The sequence below is a fragment of the Acinetobacter sp. 22323 genome, from assembly GCF_052044895.1.
Lineage (GTDB): Bacteria > Pseudomonadota > Gammaproteobacteria > Pseudomonadales > Moraxellaceae > Acinetobacter > Acinetobacter schindleri.
The window spans coordinates 99691-118025 of record NZ_JBQEOL010000005.1; the positions used below are offsets into that span (position 1 = coordinate 99691).

Annotated in this window: 16 protein-coding genes and 1 riboswitch; of the genes, 9 read left to right on the forward strand and 7 right to left on the reverse strand. The window is 42.1% G+C overall.

Translation table 11 applies throughout. From position 1 onward, the window contains the following. Position 1 precedes the first annotated feature (1 nt). Positions 2-352: a hypothetical protein gene (locus ACTJIX_RS05035; RefSeq protein ID WP_034434013.1), complete on the forward strand. Its 351-nt coding sequence runs from the start codon at positions 2-4 to the stop codon at positions 350-352. 81 nt (positions 353-433) lie between these two features. On the opposite strand, the gene ACTJIX_RS05040 is transcribed toward ACTJIX_RS05035, so the two are convergent. Beyond that, positions 434-1144, reverse strand: coding sequence for an HAD family hydrolase (locus tag ACTJIX_RS05040; protein ID WP_334136279.1), 711 nt, complete (start codon positions 1142-1144; stop codon positions 434-436). 281 nt (positions 1145-1425) lie between these two features. Between ACTJIX_RS05040 and ACTJIX_RS05045 the strand changes: the two genes are divergently transcribed. The 4 genes from ACTJIX_RS05045 (at position 1426) to uca (ending at position 7683) form a co-directional block, all read left to right on the forward strand. Further along, entirely contained in the window at positions 1426-2319 is an 894-nt protein-coding gene (locus ACTJIX_RS05045) for a LysR family transcriptional regulator (RefSeq protein WP_004809417.1), read from the forward strand. Between the two features lie 203 nt (positions 2320-2522). After that, positions 2523-2634, forward strand: a riboswitch (guanidine-I (ykkC/yxkD leader). 28 nt (positions 2635-2662) lie between these two features. Continuing rightward, positions 2663-3400, forward strand: coding sequence for an urea amidolyase associated protein UAAP1 (locus tag ACTJIX_RS05050; RefSeq protein ID WP_334136280.1), 738 nt, complete (start codon positions 2663-2665; stop codon positions 3398-3400). 11 nt (positions 3401-3411) lie between these two features. After that, positions 3412-4074, forward strand: coding sequence for an urea amidolyase associated protein UAAP2 (locus ACTJIX_RS05055; protein ID WP_005025112.1), 663 nt, complete (start codon positions 3412-3414; stop codon positions 4072-4074). A 3-nt stretch (positions 4075-4077) separates the two neighbouring features. Continuing rightward, a complete protein-coding gene (gene uca, locus ACTJIX_RS05060) occupies positions 4078-7683 on the forward strand; it encodes an urea carboxylase (protein ID WP_334136281.1) in 3606 nt (1201 codons plus the stop codon). A gap of 360 nt (positions 7684-8043) precedes the next feature. On the opposite strand, the gene ACTJIX_RS05065 is transcribed toward uca, so the two are convergent. After that, the gene (locus ACTJIX_RS05065) at positions 8044-9936 is read right to left on the reverse strand and encodes an AAA family ATPase (RefSeq protein WP_440611237.1); all 1893 of its coding nucleotides are present in this window, start codon (positions 9934-9936) and stop codon (positions 8044-8046) included. A 611-nt stretch (positions 9937-10547) separates the two neighbouring features. Between ACTJIX_RS05065 and ACTJIX_RS05070 the strand changes: the two genes are divergently transcribed. From ACTJIX_RS05070 to ACTJIX_RS05085, 4 genes are read left to right on the forward strand one after another with little or no spacing between them, the layout of a single operon-like run. Beyond that, positions 10548-10682 (forward strand): hypothetical protein, encoded by a 135-nt coding sequence (locus tag ACTJIX_RS05070; protein ID WP_257220109.1) that lies wholly within the window; start codon positions 10548-10550, stop codon positions 10680-10682. Further along, positions 10675-11118 (forward strand): CopG family ribbon-helix-helix protein, encoded by a 444-nt coding sequence (locus ACTJIX_RS05075; RefSeq protein WP_004280384.1) that lies wholly within the window; start codon positions 10675-10677, stop codon positions 11116-11118. Before ACTJIX_RS05070 ends, ACTJIX_RS05075 begins: the two co-directional genes overlap by 8 nt. An 11-nt stretch (positions 11119-11129) precedes the next feature. Beyond that, entirely contained in the window at positions 11130-12938 is a 1809-nt protein-coding gene (atzF, locus tag ACTJIX_RS05080; RefSeq protein WP_440611238.1) for an allophanate hydrolase, read from the forward strand. After that, the gene (locus tag ACTJIX_RS05085) at positions 12935-13957 is read left to right on the forward strand and encodes an ABC transporter substrate-binding protein (RefSeq protein ID WP_184103863.1); all 1023 of its coding nucleotides are present in this window, start codon (positions 12935-12937) and stop codon (positions 13955-13957) included. Before atzF ends, ACTJIX_RS05085 begins: the two co-directional genes overlap by 4 nt. Positions 13958-14023: 66 nt before the next feature. Here the strand turns inward: ACTJIX_RS05085 and ACTJIX_RS05090 are convergent, their stop codons facing one another. The 5 genes from ACTJIX_RS05090 to ACTJIX_RS05110 all read right to left on the reverse strand — a co-directional run bounded on the left by ACTJIX_RS05090 (position 14024) and on the right by ACTJIX_RS05110 (position 18150). Beyond that, the gene (locus tag ACTJIX_RS05090) at positions 14024-14353 is read right to left on the reverse strand and encodes a DMT family transporter (protein WP_004280373.1); all 330 of its coding nucleotides are present in this window, start codon (positions 14351-14353) and stop codon (positions 14024-14026) included. An 8-nt stretch (positions 14354-14361) separates the two neighbouring features. After that, complete coding sequence (locus ACTJIX_RS05095; protein ID WP_184103865.1) at positions 14362-15243, reverse strand: hypothetical protein; 882 nt, start codon at positions 15241-15243, stop codon at positions 14362-14364. Continuing rightward, complete coding sequence (locus ACTJIX_RS05100; protein ID WP_184103867.1) at positions 15240-16247, reverse strand: isopenicillin N synthase family dioxygenase; 1008 nt, start codon at positions 16245-16247, stop codon at positions 15240-15242. Before ACTJIX_RS05100 ends, ACTJIX_RS05095 begins: the two co-directional genes overlap by 4 nt. 77 nt (positions 16248-16324) lie before the next feature. Beyond that, positions 16325-17206, reverse strand: a complete 882-nt coding sequence (locus tag ACTJIX_RS05105) for an ABC transporter ATP-binding protein (protein WP_334136284.1) — start codon at positions 17204-17206, stop codon at positions 16325-16327. Then, the gene (locus ACTJIX_RS05110; RefSeq protein ID WP_071320259.1) at positions 17206-18150 is read right to left on the reverse strand and encodes an ABC transporter permease; all 945 of its coding nucleotides are present in this window, start codon (positions 18148-18150) and stop codon (positions 17206-17208) included. Before ACTJIX_RS05110 ends, ACTJIX_RS05105 begins: the two co-directional genes overlap by 1 nt. Positions 18151-18335 lie beyond the last annotated feature (185 nt).

The following is an 18335-nucleotide window of genomic DNA, read 5'->3' on the forward strand; positions in this document are numbered from 1 at the left end:
TTTGAAATATCTTAAATATTTTTCAGGAATCTCCTTATTATTGCTATTAACCGCTTGTAACACCACTGAAGCGCCAGCTCCAGATTATCAGGGCAACTGGAAGAACACTCTGGAAAATCCAAAACTTGAAAATATCCTGGTAATTGCTAAAAATGGTGAAAATTATCTGATTACTAATACCATCAAAGATAAAGAAACTGGTAAAACAGAGAAAAAGAACCCGATGCCCGCGGCTGTGAATGAAAATGGCATGCTTCAGTTGAATGCAGGGGCAGGAATGGTTGATTTTGTAATTGATGAGAAAACTGGCAACCTTGTAGGGTCAGGTTCAGTCTATAAAAAAGCCAAATAATACTCTAATCTAATCCGTTTAGAAATAACAACATAAATGTCATGAAATGGAATTATTCATGACATTTATTTATATAGATATTTAAGCAATATGCCCTAATAATTCGGTAAAATCCTGCACAAAATAATTTGCTCTGGCTTTAATCAGCTCGATTTCATGAGCAGAATACTGATCATAAATTGCCACTACCTCTATTCCTGCATTATTCGCAGCTTCTACACCAATTAAAGAATCTTCAATAATCAGGCAATCTTTGGCTTCAATTTTGAAATGCTCAAGAACATTCAGATAAATTTCTGGATGTGGCTTGATGTTCTGGACATTTTCGCGGGTGAGGATTAAGGCAAAATCATCATCAAAGCTGATTTTAGCGTTAATATTTTGATTATTGTCCTGATAACGTTGCACATTGAATAAACTAGTGGTTGTGGTTAAGGCCAGTGGAATCTCTTGTTTTTTCAGGGCCTGGATTATAAGTTCCGCCTGAGGTTTTAATTCGACCACATGATCCAGAAAATGTCGTGAAATACTGTAACGGCGGTTTTTGACGTCTTCTTTGTTTAGTTCAAAACCGTATAGTTCTTTTAAATAACCACAATATTCCAGATAAGGATCAGGCAAATGTCGAAAGGCTGTCAACTGTAGATCCCGCTGCTGCTGGATCAATTTTAAATTGGCTTTTATACCGGAAAGTTCATGAATCAGGGCTGCATCAACTTGGTTCCAGATACCGACTGAATCAATCAGGGTGCCATCTAGGTCAAAACATACCAATTTTTTGTTCTGAAACATGACACTTTTCCCTTAATTTCCACAGTCTATTCTGTGCGGCTGAGTATATAACATGCGACTTAAGTGTTTCAGCTGAAATAAAAGATAAGGGTTATCCATTTTACATGAAGTGGTATTTGACAGAGTTACAGATCGGGTAAACAGTATTTTTATTGCAAAACACATCCTGAATGATCATATAGATAGTTACAAAGTGTTATATTTGGACATTGGCACTAGATCAAATTGCGCGGATGATAGATCCGCCAAAATGATTAAAAAATTGAAGGAAATGTGTTTCTGTGTTTGAACTTGACTGTAAATTGCTCAGCATCTTTTATTATGTCTACAAATTTAAGAACGTCTCCCATGCAGCCGATTATCTGGATATGAGCCAACCGACGGTGAGTAACCTGCTCAATAAAATCCGTCAGCATTATAATGATCCTTTATTTTTGCGTATTGGCAATGAAATGCTGCCAACGGATCTGTCAAAGCAGCTATTTCCTTTGGTCAGTGAGGCGCTAAGTAAAGTCGAAACCATCAATAATTTTACTATTGATTTTGATCAGGCCACGTCCCAGCAGCGTTTTACTCTGGCAATGACCGATGTATCGCATCTGGTCCTGTTGCCAAAAATTTCACAATATCTAAAACAGCACGCTTCGCATATTCGTCTGAATGTGCGTCCAATTACTTCAGAAACCAGCTATCAAATGGCCAATGGAGAAATTGATCTGGCTTTAGGTTTTTTGCCGAATCTGGAAAATGGTTTCTATCAGCAGAAATTGTTTGAACAGTATTATGTAGTGATTGCAGCCAAAGACCATCCACGGCTGGTTGGCGACAGCCTGACTATTGAAGAGTATTTGCGTGAAACGCATATTGATATTGATGCCGGGATGGGACATTACCATATTGAAAACGAATTGCTGAATCTGGAACTCAAGCGAGACATTCTGATGCGCTTGCCAAGCTATTTAGGCGTAGGACTGGTGGTGCAGGAAACCGATGCAATTGCGACTGTGCCTTATTATTTGAGTGAAGTATTACTATCGCGTGGCAATCTCAAGATTTTTAATGCGCCGATTGCATTCCCGACCTATTCTGTGAAGCAGTATTGGCACATGTCCTGTCATCATAAAACCAGTCATCAATGGTTACGCAATATATTGCATGAGATTTTAAGTAAATAATCCTGCAGCTATAGACCCGGACTTAGCCCTCATCTATAAATTTTAAAATCCCGGCCTATGCTGGGATTTTTGTGTTTTGGTGCATCTTGATGCCTATAACAGATTCTTGCACCTGAATTGATCAGTTAAAACCCCAAAAAGTATTACTAAATGGAAAAACAGTATTACTAAATTGGCACAGCCTTTGCATCTATCAAACACATCATAAAGTGATCTAGGGTTCCGATACATGAAGTTTCATGTATGTCTGAGACCGAGAGTTCACGGCGAAAGGAAACACTGATCGCTACACGGAGGGATAAAAGCCCGGGAGGTAAACCGTCAAAGATTAGGGTAGATGCATATGAGCACAATAACTTATCACGAAGATCAGGTCCTATGGACTGAACGTTTACCGGGTGGACATCACTGGTCTGCACGCATTCAGCGCGGCGCAGTCTTACAACTGAAATCTTTAGGCAAAAATGCCAATGTCGCACTGTACTGCGTCAACAGTGAAGATAAACTTGAACGCTATAACATGCCAGACAGCTTAAAAGGGCAACATACCGCATTTCTAAGTATAGGGCACATTTTAGCCTCTGATTTGGGTCGTGCCATGATCTCGATTGTGAAAGATGATCACGGTTGGAATGATGCTTTTTGTGCACCGAGCACCGTACAACAAATCGAAAAACAATTTGGTTCAAAAACGTTTCAAGATGCCCGTAATGAGATGTACCGCAACGGCAAAGACAGTTTATTACTGGAAATGACCAAATTTGGATTATCGGCAACTGACCTCAGCAGTACTTTAAATCTGTTTTCTAAAGTTCAACCTGATGATAACGGCAACCTCAGCTATGTGGCATCTGACAATACTCATCAAGTGATTGAACTACGTTTTGAAATGGATTGTCTGGTGTTTTTATCGAGTGCACCGCATGCCTTAGATAACTCATCTGAATATGCACCAGCTGATATTCAACTATCACTCTTTAAAGCACTTCCTTTAGGCAAGACAGATGTCTGCCGTGATTCATGCCCGCAAAATCAGCGTGCATTCCAAAATAATAACCGCTACTACGCTTTAACTGCTTAAGGGGAATGATCATGACTGCACTCGTAAACCCAACACAAAATCATGAAAAACCAGTACTCAGCGAAGTTTGTCCTGCCGGTGAAGCGTGGATGTGCGAAGTCAAAAAAGGACAGTATTTCCGTATTGTAGATCTAGAAGGCAACCAGGCGGTAGATACCTTATTTATCTCCGCACATAACCCTGAAGAGCGTTATAGCGCAACCGATACTTTGGCGATGAATCGTCAAATATATTTAGAAAAAGGCACAGCGTTATACACCAATTTTGGCAATAAAATCGCCACCATCAACGATGATAACTGCGGTCGCCATGACACCTTAGGCGGTGCATGTTCATGTGAAAGTAACACAGTGCGCTATGCCCATGACAAATACCCAATGCACAGTTGCCGTAACAATTTCATGATTGCATTGTCACAACATCCGATTGCGAAAAAGCATGATTTGAATGTGCGCCATATCGGTCCAAATATTAATTTCTTTATGAATGTACCTGTAACTTCAGATGGTCATTTGAAATTTGATGATGGTATTTCTGCTCCGGGGAAATATGTGGAGATTAAAGCGGAGATGGATTTGATTGTCCTCATTTCAAACTGCCCACAACTGAATAATCCGTGTAATGCCTATAACCCAACAAAAATTCAACTGATTGTCCGTGAAGGCGAGGAATAAGCCATGTTTAATAAAGTTCTCATCGCCAACCGTGGTGCAATTGCGTGTCGTGTTATTCGTACCCTTAAAAAATTAGGCATCCAATCGGTTGCCGTCTATTCAGAAGCCGACCGTGATTCATTACATGTGACTTTAGCAGATGAAGCTGTTTTCATTGGTGATGCACCTGCGAGCCAAAGCTATTTAAATGTCGATAAAATCTTAGAAGTCGCAAAACAAACCGGTGCAGAAGCGATTCACCCGGGCTATGGCTTCCTCTCTGAAAATGCCGAATTCTGTAATCTGTGTGAAGCACAAGGCATCGTATTCTTAGGGCCAAATGCCGAACAAATGAAAGCTTTTGGTCTGAAACACACCGCACGTGAATTGGCAATTCAAGCCAATGTGCCATTACTTCCGGGCAGTCAATTGTTGGCTGATGAAGCCGAAGCACTGCTAGAAGCGGAACGTATTGGCTATCCTGTGATGCTGAAAAGTACCGCAGGCGGTGGTGGCATCGGCATGCGTTTGGTCTGGAATGCTGAAGAGCTGAAAGATGCTTATGCAACGGTGTCATATTTAGCGCAAGCCAACTTTAAAGATGCAGGTTTGTACTTAGAGAAGTTCGTGCAAAATGCCCGTCATATTGAAGTGCAAATTTTTGGTGATGGTCACGGTTTAGTCTTGGCTTTAGGCGAGCGTGATTGTTCGGTACAACGTCGTAACCAAAAAGTGATTGAGGAAACACCTGCACCACATTTAAACGATGAACAACGTGCCTATATTCAAAATGTTGCGATCCAACTGATGCAATCGGTGAACTACCGCTCGGCAGGTACGGTTGAATTTGTGATGGATACCGACACGCAAGAATTCTATTTCTTGGAAGTGAATACTCGTCTACAAGTCGAACATGGTGTCACCGAACAAGTGTTTGGTGTGGACTTGGTTGAATGGATGGTGACTTTAGGCAGTGGTGATTGGACGCCACCAACAGCACAGCTTGATTCTAAAGGTCATTCTATTCAAGTGCGGTTATATGCTGAAGACCCAATTAAAAACTTCCAACCAAGCGCAGGTTTACTGACTCATGTCGAGTTTGATGCCAATGCCCGTAATGAAACGTGGGTAGAAACAGGCTCCAACGTATCGTCATTCTATGATCCAATGATTGCCAAAATTATTGTGACTGCGGATGATCGTGATTCTGCCATTCAAGCCATGACCGATACACTTGCCAAAACTTCTGTGGCAGGCATTGAAACCAACCTTGAATATCTACAAAACATTATCGACTGTGATGTATTTAAAGCGGGTACGCAAACCACACGCTTCTTAAATACCTTTGAGTGGAAAACCCAAAAGATTGAAGTCCTGCAAGCAGGCATTCAAACTGCTGTGCAAGATGTCACAGGTCGTTTGGGCTATTGGAATGTTGGTGTTCCGCCATCAGGTGCGATTGATCCACTGTCTTTAAATGTTGCGAACCAATTATTAGGCAATGCACCGAATACCGCAGGTTTGGAATGTACGCTACAAGGGCCTAGTTTAAAATTCCATTGCGATAGCCAAATCGTGCTTGCAGGTGGTGATATGCCATCGACTTTGGATGGCGTGGCTGTACCAATGTGGCAGACCGTGAATGTGCGTAAAGGTCAGGTATTAAAATGTGGCAAGATCGCCACAGGTTGCCGTACTTATATCGGTATTAAAGGCGGTCTCAATGTGCCTGACTATTTGGGTTCACAAGCAACCTTTACCTTAGGTCAGTTTGGCGGTCATGCAGGGCGTAATTTATTGATTGGCGATATGCTTCCAATCACGGCATTTACATCGGATGAAGTAAAAGCATTAAACCAAGATCAAATCCCGACATTTTCCAATTCTTGGGAAATTGCGGTAATGTATGGTCCACATGGCGCACCGGATTTCTTTACCAAAAACGATATTGATAACTTCTTTGCCAACGAGTTTGAAATTCACTTTAACTCAAGCCGTACAGGGATTCGTTTGATTGGACCTAAACCTGAATGGGCACGTCAGGACGGTGGTGAAGCAGGTCTACATCCATCGAATATTCATGACAATGCATACGCAATTGGTGCAATTGACTTCACCGGTGATATGCCAATTATCTTGGGGCCAGATGGTCCAAGCCTTGGTGGTTTCGTGTGTCCTGCGGTGGTGATCAATTCTGAACTGTGGAAACTCGGTCAACTGAAAGCAGGCGATAAAGTGAAGTTTGTGCCTGTGAGCTACCATCAAGCCAAATTGCTGAATGAAAAATATCATGCGCAATTAACTGCTCAAGATACACAAGCAGTCACCTTTGATGAATCGTTCTATCCTGAAATCAGCACACTGAAATCTGCCATTTTAGATACCCTAAAAGGTCAAAATGGCACGCCTGATGTGGTGTATCGTCCTGCCGGTAACAACTATATGTTGGTGGAATATGGCGAGTTAGTTTTAGATTTAAACCTACGTTTCCGTATTCATGCGCTGATGCAATGGGTCAAAGATCAAAACATCCAAGGCATTATTGATCTGACACCGGGCATTCGTTCACTGCAAATTCATTTTGACTCGACTCTGCTCGATCAGATTGATTTATTGCGTATGCTCCAAGTCGGTGAAGCACAACTCCCTGATGTGACCGAGATGCAAGTGCCATCACGTACCGTGTATTTACCGCTAGCGTGGGAAGATTCACAAACCCAATTGGCAACAGAACGCTATATGCAAACCGTACGTCCTGACGCGCCATGGTGTCCGGACAATATCGAATTTATCCGTCGTATTAATGGTTTAAAAGACAAACAAGCCGTGAAAGATGTGGTTTATAACGCGAGTTATTTGGTGATGGGTTTGGGTGATGTGTACTTGGGTGCGCCTGTGGCAACGCCACTTGATCCGCGTCAACGTTTAGTCACCACCAAATATAACCCTGCACGGACATGGACCCCTGAAAATGCTGTGGGTATTGGCGGTGCGTATATGTGTGTCTACGGCATGGAAGGCCCGGGCGGTTATCAGTTTGTCGGTCGTACCTCGCAAATGTGGTCACGCTACCGTAAAAACCCTGATTTTGAACAGGGTATGCCGTGGTTATTACGCTTCTTTGATCAAATTAAGTTTTATGAAGTCTCCGAAGCTGAACTGATGCACATGCGTGAGGACTTTAAAGCAGGTCGTTTAAAACTGCGTATTGAAGAGGGTGTACTTAACCTGAAAGAATACAACGACTTCTTAACAGAAAACCAGAAATCGATTGCTGCCTTTAAAGCGGTGCAACAAGCTAACTTTGATGCAGAGCGCCGTCGCTGGCATGAAGCAGGGCTTGCAGAATATGTGTCTGAAAGCCTTGATGCTGTGGATGATGGTGAAGGCGTTGAAGTACCTGAAGGGGGCTGTGCGGTTGAGTCACACATGCCGGGTTCAATTTGGAAAATTGAATGTCAGTCGGGGGATATTGTGGAAGAAGGTGCAACGCTCGCCGTGATTGAAGCAATGAAGATTGAGATTCCAATTATTGCGCCTGAGCGTATGAAGGTTGAAGCGATTACTATTGAAAAAGGGCAAACGGTGAAAACGGGGCAGGTGTTGTTTACCTTGGCGCCAGTGGCTTGATGAAATAGAAATAAAAAACCGTCCGTAAGGGCGGTTTTCTTATTGAATTTCAAGAATAATTTTGGTATATCTTTATTTGAGAATATTTAGGCAAGCGTTGAGCTTGGGCGACGTTCCATTAATATGGCTGATCACACTGTTTGTATGGTTGGGCATTATGCTCAGTAATGAATTAGGCTACAAAAAGTTTAACTTATTAAATCAATCAACTCAGTCACTGGAGGTATCTATGAAGGAAGCAATCAATTTAAATCGCAACAACAAATTATTCAAACAGGCAAGCATGTTTGAAAATGTACAAATGAGTATCGTTGGTGTGATCAGCTCCCAATTTGGGGCGTTTGCCTAAGTGTTCAAAAATCATGAATTACACTTTTCAATATGATTAAAAATTCTTTCACATAATTGTTTAGCTTTAGGTGTAAGTTTCCAATCAGAATACTCATCAAAATCTTTAATAATTTCACGACAAAATTTTAATTTATCTTTAATAGTTCCTACGCCAATACCATCAGCAAAAGCTGTTTTGGTTGTAGTTGATGTTGGTTTTTTAATTTTTTCATCAATTAATCGACCAATACCATATTGAGCATTATCGAAATAATCATCTTGAGTAATATGATCAATTAAAGAAATATCATAGCTCGGTTTGACTTGTTTAAGACGAGGAAATTTTGCTTTAACAACTCGGATAATTGAGTCTTTTGGCAAAGTATTCTCGGTTTCTTTGCAATCTAAAATAATTAAATTATCTTTGTTTAATTCCTTTCTTAAGAATTTTATTTTCTCAGAATTTTTTTGTATATCACCATCAGCGATTAATAGCATATCACTGGCAACGGCAGTCGCACTTTGACCTCGGTCTTGTTGTAGAAAACTGATCCTTTCTTCTCTAGTTTTAGGATAATCATCATCAAAAGACCAATGTGTTAAATTACTTCCTGCGTATTCCACAAATGTATAGTGGTAATTTGGCATAAAACGTCGATAATTTTTATAAAGCTCTTCATCAATTTTTTCTAATTCTGCTAAATACTTTTCCATATATTTAGTGATATATAGCCTATCTGTAATACCTTCGACCCAAATCGTACAGTTAGCCAAATACACAGAAGAAGGACGTACGCCTAATGATGCAAGTAAGTCACGATCACGGTCGCAACGATAAATTTTAAATTCGAATTCGTTTGGATTATCTTCTTTCGGTTGCTTTACAAACTTCTGAATCATGACTTGGTCAGATTCATCTGCCATATCGAGTAGATGATTGGAATGCGTTGTGAAGAAATAATAGTGTTTAGTTTCATTCAAATAAAAGTTCATTAACTGACGAACCATACCTGCATGCATGTGAAGCTCAGGCTCTTCAATAAAGAAAGCATGAGTTTCTAAGTTACCTTCTTTGTCTTTGCTTTTTATATATGCTTCATAAGTCAAAATGATTGCTTGTTGCAGACCATCACCGAGTTCAAATATAGGACGTTGAGCATCATTCCCAATCTTGATATTTACAACATCTTGATCATGTTTAGGTATGAGTGAAACAGGTTCATTATCAAAAAAATATTGACTTAATTTTTCTTCATAACTTTTAATAATTTCACGTTGTTCAGGTTCACCTAGAAGATGAATTTTTAGCTCATGATATAAACACTCACCAGTAATAATATTTTTGGCATTGAATTTATTGGTATCAATAAAATAATCTTTTTGAGCACGATCTATGTAAGGTTGCTTATTTTGAAGGTCAGTTACAGGTCGCATACCACGTAGAATAGGGATGTAAAATTGATTTAAAAATACTTCTGAAATTTTAGAAACTTGCTCATCGGTTATTTCGAAAAAATTATAGTTCATAAACAAGTTTGCTATTTTACTATCTCGTTCTAAAGTACTTTTGATTGAAGAGTTTAGGAATATTAACTGACTTGTCTTACTTTGTTCTAAATCTTTGATCAAATCTTGGTAATTATTTTTTATATTTGAAAAGCTAGAGGTGTAGCCAAATTCTGCTTCTAACTCTGGTAAACGTATCTTAAGGATATTTAAATTTTTTACTAATTCAGGGAAATTATAAAATCCACTTGGGTAATTACTCATAAAAAGAGTTCTTAAAAACCTACTTTTTCCTGCATTATTTTTTCCTATGAAAAAATTAAGCCTTTTTATTTCCAATAGTTGATCATTTTGTACTTCATTATCAGAAATGTAATTCTCTAAACTTTCAGCCCAATAATATAATTTTTCAGTCATAAAAAGCCCCCAAATATGGGAGCTAATTTAGCATTAATTCATTACTTTTCAAATGAGTTGCGAAATAGTGATTAATTCAAATCTGGTTGTGTTTGTTTTAGAAGTATAATCCCTAGATAGATAACGGCCTGAATCTTTCAGCCACACTTTGATGCACTCTCGAACCCCAATGGTGCAAAATGGGCTATTTTTTAGCCGCACTTAATAAAATTAAATCATCCTTATTCTGGCTTATATATGTATGTGACCGATTTTAAAAGCATTGTGCTTAAATCTATTCAATTTTATATTGTGGCACGCTTAATGCATTTATTTATATACAACATAAATAGAGGAGAGCAATACACTTGATCAATCAATTACAAATATCGGTTAACCATTCATGTATAAAAAGAATAGCAAGGACATGAGCAATCAAAATGGAATAAACCGGTGAAATACACAACTTACTTTTGCTTTAGAACAAGCCCCTATCTCACTGTTATGGGGCTTTTTTTCGCCCCTTTATAAAAGTTTATTCACCTCATCCAAATAACTAAAAACTGGCACGCTTTCTGCATTTTCCTAAGTAATACGAAATTCTAGTTTTGTAATATCCAAAGGAGATGCACATGAACAATCCGACATCAAATAAAAAAATGCATCCATGGCTTCACTTTCTGGTTGAGCTGCTCAGTGTACGCGCAGGCTTTCACATTAAACAGTCTTCACAATACCAACAACCCAAGGATCAACATCGTGCCTAAACAAAAATTGGCACGGATCAGTATCACCGTGCCAGAAACCACGCTACATGCGATGGATCAAAAAATTGTCGAGCAGCACTATGAAAGCCGCTCGCAGGCCATTGTCGACATGATTAACCGCCACCTGATTGATGATCTGGTGATCCGCGATGAAGTCATGGTCGGTACACTTACCTTGCTCTATGACGTCAGTTTGAAGCCGCTGCGCAGTCAGCTGGTCGATCTGCAGCAGCAGTATCTGGCACAAGTGATCAATTCACTTCATATCCAGCTGGATGATGAAAAAATCCTGCAAGTCATGCTGATGCAGGGCGCGAGCAGTGATCTGAAAGAAATAAGCGAACAATTTATTGCACTGAAAGGCGTGATTAAAGGGCATCTCGAACTGATGGATGCTGTCATGCCGCCTATTCCACAAAATACCGAACACACTTAAGGAGAACAGCTGTGCACAACTTATGGACTGTACAGGACTGGCAACACGCTTACCAGAATAAAAATATCCAGCTCAGTGATCTGATTCAGTATGTTGCCGAGTTTAAGAATGATGATCATGCCTGGATTTCAATTGCGACAACAGAACAATTACAGGCACAAATTGATGCATTGACTGGTGCAGATAGTGCAAGCTTGCCACTTTATGGGGTGCCGTTTGCAGTCAAGGACAATATTGATGTTGCAGGGTTTTATACCACAGCAGCATGTAAAGAAGCAGCTTATCTGGCGACTTCCGATGCAACAGCAGTAGCCAAATTAAAAGCTGCCGGCGCGATTGTCGTGGGTAAAACTAATCTGGACCAGTTTGCGACGGGTCTGGTCGGTGTGCGCTCCCCATACGGCGCGGTGAAGAACAGCTTTAATCCTGAATATATCAGTGGTGGTTCGAGTTCCGGTTCAAGTGTTGCTGTAGCAAATGGACAAGTGCCATTCAGTCTGGGCACAGATACTGCAGGTTCAGGACGTGTACCGGCAGGGCACAATAATATTGTCGGACTTAAGCCGACCAAAGGCTGGTTCTCGACTACAGGCCTGATTCCGGCTTGTCGCACCATCGATGTGATTTCGATTTTTGCCTTAACGGTGGATGATGCCTGGCAGGTGGCGCAAGTCATGCAGGGCTATGATGCCAGTGATGATTATTCCAGAATGCATCCTCAAAATGTACCGAACCAATTTTCAAAAGGCAAAATCGCCGTTCCCGATACGCTGGAATTTTATGGCGATGCCGAAACTGAAAAGGCATTTCAACTGGCTATCGCGCGCGTACAAAGCTTGGGCTATACGGTAGAGCCAATTGATTTTGCGCCATTTCAGCAACTGGCAGCAGCCCTGTATAACCGCTCTTGGGTGGCTGAACGTACCAGCGCCGTAGAAAAAATGGTGCAACGCGAGCAGACCCATCCGGTAATTGGCCAGATTATTGCGCAGGCAGACCGGTTCAATGCGGTCGATGCCATGCAAGATGAATATGAACGTGCCCGCCTGAGCCGCGTTATTCAAAATACACTGGTAGATTATGATGCCTTGATGGTGCCTACTGCACCCACCATTTATCGCATTTCAGAAGTAGAAGCCGATCCTCTGGTAAAAAACAGCCACATGGGTGCTTATACCAATTTTGTCAATTTTGCCGATCTGTCGGCTTTGGCGCTACCCAATAGCATTCGTGTCGATGGTTTGCCAACGGGCGTGACCTTTATTGCACCAGCCTGGATGGATGAAGCACTGGCCAAATTCGGGCAAAAATGGCAGCAGGCGAGCCAGTTAAAGTTAGGCACATCTGAATTTAGCTATGAAAAAACAACTGAAATCTCATCGGGTCACAGCGTCAAACTGGCTGTCGTCGGTGCACATCTAAGCGGAATGCCGCTGAATTTTCAGCTGACCACACGTGGTGGTACCCTGATCAAGCAGACCCGGACTGCTTCGCATTACAAACTGTATGCATTAAAAAATACGACACCGCCAAAACCCGGCCTGCAATACAGCGCGAAAGGTTGTTCAATTGAAGTCGAGGTCTGGGATATTCCGCGTGCACTGTTCGGGGACATTGTTGCAGAAGTGCCGGCACCTTTGGGGATCGGTAATGTCCAGCTGATTGATGGTACTTGGGTCAAAGGCTTTATCTGTGAAGGCTATGCACTTGAAGATGCAACAGATATCAGTCTTTTCGGTGGCTGGCGCGAATTTATGAAATCTAAACAACTTTCAAATACCAAATTTAAATGTGAATGCATAGGGGAAGTCGCAAAATGATCAAAAAAGCACTGATGTCAGTCTCTGTGCTGTCTGCAATTTTATTGGCGGGCTGTGACAATACTGCCAAAGTTCCTGAACCGAATGCCAAGGCTGAAGGTACTGTAAATACTCAACCTATCCGTATTGGTTATAGCGACTGGCCGGGCTTTGTGGCTTGGCAGGTAGCGATTGAAAAAGGCTGGTTAGAGGAAGCTGGAGTCAATGCTGATTTTAAATGGTTTGACTATTCAGCTTCACTTTCAGCCTTTGCCGCCAACCAGCTGGATGCGGTCATGGTCACGAATGGTGATAATCTGGTTACAGGCTCTGGTGGGACCAAGGGCGTGATGATCATGGCAACCGATTATTCAGCCGGGAATGACGTGATTATTGCCAAGAATGGTATTAATTCGATTCAGGATCTGCGCGGTAAAACCGTAGCAACTGAAAAAGGTCTGGTCGATCATTTACTGTTATCTACGGCACTGGATGATGCCAAAGTTGGCCTGAATGAAGTCAAACTGGTCAATACCATGACCAATGAATTGCCACAGGTATTTGCAACTGCCGATATTGATGCAATTGCGGTATGGCAGCCAGTGGCGAATCAGGCTTTATCCGCGGTGGCCGGTTCAAAAATCATTTTCACCTCTAAAGACAAGCCAGGATTAATCTACGATACCTTGACCGTGAATCCTGCCCATCTGGAAGCCAATAAAGAGCAATGGAAAAAGGTGATTCAGGTTTGGGATAAAACTGTCAAATACATCAATGACCCGGCGACTCGTGAAGATGCTGCACAGATCATGTCCAAGCGGGTTGGTGTCGATGCGAAAACCTATATGCAGTTCATTGATGGTACGCATTTACTTGATCTGGCCGCCAACAAGAAAGTCTTTACCAAGGGTGATGGCTTCGATTCGATCTATGGTTCCAGCTATCATGTGAACAAGTTCAATGTAGCCAACGGCATTTATACGACAGAAATGAATGTAGATGGTGTGATTGTTCCAACTCTGGTACAAGAGCTGCAATAAAGCCTGATTTGATAATAAAAAATCCCCAGATTGGGGATTTTTTATTATCAAATAAATACTAATAAATTAAAGCTGCGTACTTTTAGAAAAGACATTGATAAAAATAATGCCAATAATCATAAACGCCAGCCCGATCAGCGCAGGAAGATCCAGCTGCTGTTTAAACACCAACAGGCCCACCGTTGAGATCAAGATAATCCCGGCACCGGACCAGATTGCATAAGCAATGCCCATCGGAATGGTTTTCATGGTCAGTGACAGGAAAAACAGGGCAACGGCATAACCGGCAATGGTGGCAAGTGAAGGCCAGAGCACGCTAAAACCATTGGAAGCTTTCAATGCAGAAGTGGCAATGACTTCTGCAATAATGGCAATCGAAAGATATAAAAAAGACATATTTCTTCCTATAACACCCGTTCTGCATACTGCATCAGGTGATCCTGTTCTGACTTCAGCCAGCTTTCAGCTTGTGTAGTCGTGGGGGTCGCATATTGAAATTGGTAATCCGGCTGGTATATATCCAGCTCAAAAATCAGATCGATTTCACGGTCATCGAGAACTACGTGCTGAACCAGGCGGGTTTCATCGAGAACTTCAAAATTTTCCAGATTAAAGGTTTTGCCTGTTTCACTGCTGCGAGTGCTGTAAGTTTTGCTTTGACCATCCGTGCCAATAGAAACCTCAAAACTTTCCACCAAGGCAAACACAGTCGGATCGGCTGCTTTCAAATCCATTTGAGCGACTGCATTTTGCACTTCTGGCAAACGCGTCAGGGCATAGCCAATATGATCATCACAAATAATCAGGCCACCATCCATTTCCAGTTTCTGACCAGATTGAACATCAATCGCAGAGTGCAGTCGCAGGCCTAAAAATAAACCGTGCTGTACCTGCTGGCGCCAATCTTCCACATAGACATTGCTCGGTGAAAATTCCAGAATGCAGTTGCCAATTGCATGCAACTTGGCTGGTTCCGGCCATTGCACATGATTCTGATAATTGGCGTAGTCTTGCACTTCCCAGGACAATAATTGGCTGGATTCATCCCAAAGCGTATTGCCAATCCAGCCCTGACGATCTTGAACAGCAGTTCCCGTCTGGCTTTTTAAACGCAGGTCTATAGTAAAGCTGCGTGACTGGAACCAGTACACAATGGTGTTTTCATCGGTCAGACCATTATAAAAACTGATGCTTTTACGCCGGAAAGCACCGTATAAAAAGCCCGGAATAATTTCTGGCTGCGGGATAGTGGGCTTTAAAGTCTTAATCACTTCAAACAGATTCATAATGCTGTCTCCGTCTGTTCTTCAAGTCCAAAAGAGGAAAGTGGTACAGCATTTTTTAAGACCAGTTCACCGCTAGCAATACGCTGTTTTAAGTATTGAAAGGTCTGGGCGGTCTGATTAAAAAGATGTTCGCCCCCGATCAGGGCAGAATATTTGGAATTTTCAGTGTGAATCATCGGTTCAATCACGGTGTCATAATTGCAGGCGCAAAACAGCGGAAATGAATAACGTTCTTCCGAGACCTTTTTCACGCGGTGCTTGGTAGCGAGATATTTACCATTCGATAGAATTTCCATCATGTCACCGATATTCATCACCAGGGTATTCTCAATCAGTGGAATGTCGATCCATTCGCCGGCTTTATTCAAAACCTGTAAGCCGGGCGCGGTGGGTAACAGCAGGGTAAAGCATTCATAGTCGGTATGCGCGCCAATACCTTCAGTATCTTGTATTTCCGGATTATAAGGATAATGAATCAAGCGTAGCTGACTTGGTGCATCAGTAATTTTGCTTTCAAAAAAGTCCTCGCGAACGCCCAAAGCCAGTGCAAAGGCAGAAAAAATCTGCTGGCTGATCTCACGCAGATGGCTGTAGTATTGGCTGACAATAGACTTGAAATCCGGATGGTCTGGCCATAAGGTGGGGCCGAGTAAAGGGCAGTCTTTTCTTACCCCCTGATAATCATAATTGACGTCATAGGCTTCTTTTAAGTCATAACTGTTACCGGCAAACTGTTCTTCGCCAATCGGCACATAGCCACTATGGTTTTTTGATTTGCCAATATAGTGCCGCATTTTGGTGTCCAGATCCTGTGCAAAATAGGACTGGGCCATTTCAGTCAGGGCTTTGGCGTAGTCAAAATTAAACTGGCTACCTTGCAGATAGAGAAAGCCGACCTCTTTGCAGGCCTGATCCAGAGCATTTGCTACTTCAATACGATCGGCTAAATCCGGACTTTGCAGTTTAGAAATATCAACAAGGGGGAGTACATATTGCGCTTGCATGGCAATCACCTCTAATGTTGGTCGTCCAACACAGCGATTAAAATCTTCGGGTCGTCCCAAAGGTATTTTGGATAAGATTATTTATTGCTGCTAACCTTGGTCATACGCGGAATAACTGGCAGTTCTGCGAGTGCCGGATCCAGTTCATCTTCTTCAGCATGCACCAGATAATCGACACGTTGTCTTAACTGTTTAAATTCAGGGCTAAGCATGACGTCTGGATGGCGTGGTCGAGGTAGATCAACTTCGATAATTTCCTTGATTTCACCCGGATTGGCTTTTAATGCCACAATACGATCGGCCAAAAGGATGGCTTCATCCATATCATGCGTTACAAAGATGATGGTAATGTCGATGTTTTGCCACAGGTCCATCAGGTGACGCTGCATTTTTTGCCGGGTATGCGGATCAAGTGCTCCAAAGGGTTCATCCATCAACAGGATTTTCGGTTCATTGACTAAGGCCCGGGCAATCGCAACACGCTGTTTCATCCCACCAGACAGCTCATTTGGATACTGGTTTTCATACTTTTCCAGACCAATAATATTGATCCATTCACGTGCCTGTGCTTCTGCCGCCGCACTACTTTGGCCTTTCATGCGCGGACCAAACATGACATTTTCCTTGACGGTTTTCCATGGAAACAGGGTATAGCCCTGGAACACCATGCCACGCTCCGGACTTGGGCCGGTAATCGGCTGGCCATCCACCAGAATCTCACCGCTGCTATAAGGATCCAGACCGGCGACTACACGGCTGAAGGTTGACTTGCCGCAACCGGAAGGCCCAATCACACAGATAAATTCACGCTTATGAATTTTCAAATTGAGTGCATTTAAAACCGTACGTTCAGTTTTGCCATGACTGAATTTTTGTGTCAATTGCTTCGCTTCCAGAATCACCGGACGGCTATAAATCTTGTTAAAGTATTCGCGGGTATTAAATTCAGTGTTTTGCATCAGTTAGCTCCCGGTTTCCATTTAAATAAGCGTTGTCCCAGTTTCATTAAAATCACATCACACAGCAGACCAATCACCCCGATAATCAGGATCGCGGCAAAGACATTGTCGAAGTTTTGATAGCGTGCTTGCTGGGTAATGAACCAGGTAATTCCTGAGGTACTGCCGATCAATTCTGCTACGATCAGGTACGTCCATGCCCAGCCCAGCAACACACGCAGATTACGGTAAATTTCAGGCAGGGCGGCAGGAATCACCACATGTAACAGACTTTTGAGTTTATTGGTGCCCAGAGTAAAACCGGCTTCAATCAGGCTGCGATCCACCAGACGTGTGGTATTGGCAATAATCAGGATTTGCTGGAACAGGGTTCCAATCACAATAATGGCAATTTTGGGTGCATCATTGATTCCGAGAATTGCGACTGCCAGTGCACCAAAGGCCGGAGCAGGCAAATAACGAAAAAATTCGACAAAGGGCTCGGTCAGCTGGGAAATTTTATTTGAAAACCCACATAAAATACCCAGTGGAATACCGACCAGGGAAGAAATAAAGAAGGCAGTAAACACCAGTTTGATACTGTGCCACAGACTTTCATGAAACCAGGGCGCATTGGCCTGAGCAGGCTCTGTGGTAAAAGCCGTGACCAGTGCAATGGCAACTTCATGGGGTGCAGGCAGATAAATCGGATTCACCAGAATACCTTGCGGCGGAGCCAGACCCTGATCTACCGCAGACTGGGCAGCAGAAAAAAACAGGTTTTTATCAATACGACTATCCACCTGTAAATAGGCAACACTACCTGAATCCGTAATCTGGACTTGTGGATGCCAGATAAATGGCAAATAGCTGACTGCACACCAGATGAGAATTGGTATTAAAAACGACCCCAAGCCAAACAGTAACTTATTTCTTTGACTGAGTTCACGTGCAACGTAACTCATAGTGTTGCCCCTCAATATTACAAATTTTATAAAACGTAATACTGACTAAGCAAAATGGATGCCATGATTAACTAAAATCTTCAATTTGATAAAAGAATCTGATATTCAAAAATCATTAAAAAATAAAGTTTTTGACTTACTTAAATTAACCTTCTGGTTACGTATAAAAACATAAAACATGGCAT